Origin of the sequence: Massilibacillus massiliensis, from assembly GCF_900086705.1 — a bacterium.
GTDB classification, from domain to species: Bacteria; Bacillota; Negativicutes; order FLKF01; family FLKF01; genus Massilibacillus; species Massilibacillus massiliensis.
Map to the genome: position 1 here is coordinate 1 of NZ_LT575477.1, position 1,410 is coordinate 1,410.

A 1,410-nucleotide genomic window follows, 5' to 3' on the forward strand; every position below is an offset into this window, starting at 1 on the left:
GGCTCTATAATAAATGTTGTGGTTTTGATGAAAATCAAAACTACAACATTTATTTTTTTGCATACAAAAAGACATGGGAGATTTCTAGTAAAATATTAATTGACCAAAACTAACATCTAGGAGAAATCGCCATGTCCAATATGAATTTTATCACATCTATTATGCATTTACCAGAAAACAGTTTAAAACTCATCGATGATCATACTTTTTTACTCACCTTACCTGTAAAATCCCATGCCTGCCCTCATTGTCAGACACAAACTTTAAAAATTCATGACTATAGACATCAGCCTGTTAAAACTTTGTTGCTCTCAAATACAGAGTTCCTCCTTGTCTATCGCAGACGCAGGTACAGATGTTCCTCTTGCGGGAAAGCTTTTTCTGAACAGAATTCTCTTCTTTCCAAATACCAGCGAATGTCTCGTGAACTTATTGCTAAAATACTTCAAGAACATGGGTTTTTGGTTACTTCTACCGATATTGCTCACCGATATAAACTTTCAATCTCTACGGTACAGCGTTTGTTTAAATCGGTTTCTCCCGCTTCATCTAATCTTTCCTCATCTATCTCGATTGATGAGTTTAAAGGCAATGCTGGCGCAAAATTTCAGGTCGTCATAAACGATCTGAATAACTACACTTGCTTAAATATTATTGAAGATCGTTCTCCGGATATCCTTTATGCAAAGATCCTTGCCTATCCTTTAGCCGAGCGCTTAAAAGTTAAGCATGTGAGTATAGATTTAAGTTCATCCTTTAGAAAAATGGCCAAAGAATGCTTTCCGAATGCCAAAATTGCAGCAGATAAATTTCATGCGGTACGAATGGCAAATGACGCTTTAAATACCATTCGAAAGCAGGTGCAAAGCAACCTTCCAGAAAATCAGCGAAGGTATTTTAAACGTGCTAGATATCTTATGCTCACTAGAGAAAAGAATCTTTCTAACGATGAAGACCGTGCAGCTTTGCAAGTCATGCTGAATTACTCAGAGGATTTATCTGCTGCCTACGCAATGAAAGAAGTTTATTTTGATCTTCTTGACAGCAAAGACAGCAAGCAATTTATACAAAAGCTGAAAGGATTTCAAGCAGCCGTAGAAAAGCAAAATTTGAAACCCTTTCAAACTTTATGGAATACAACGATTCAGTGGAAAACGGAAATCCTACATGCAATAGCAACCGGCTATAACAATGGCTTTACAGAAGGATGCAATACGACAATAAAGAACCTAAAAAGAATATGTTACAGCTACAGAAATTTTGATAACTTTAAACGGCGCATTATCTATTTATTAAACAATCCGGAAAGAAGAAAAGTGCGAAAGAAACGAATTTTTACAGAAATCTGCATATAAAAAGACAGGATGGATTTTTCCATCCTGTCTAAACCACAACATTTGACAAAGAGCC

The 1,410-nt window shown here is 36.1% G+C and carries 1 protein-coding gene; it reads left to right on the plus strand.

All coding sequences use genetic code 11. The features are described 5' to 3' along the window. Positions 1-131: 131 nt before the first annotated feature. Positions 132-1,355 (plus strand): ISL3 family transposase, encoded by a 1,224-nt coding sequence (locus tag BN6559_RS00005; protein ID WP_110952828.1) that lies wholly within the window; start codon positions 132-134, stop codon positions 1,353-1,355. The last annotated feature ends 55 nt before the right edge of the window (positions 1,356-1,410 follow it).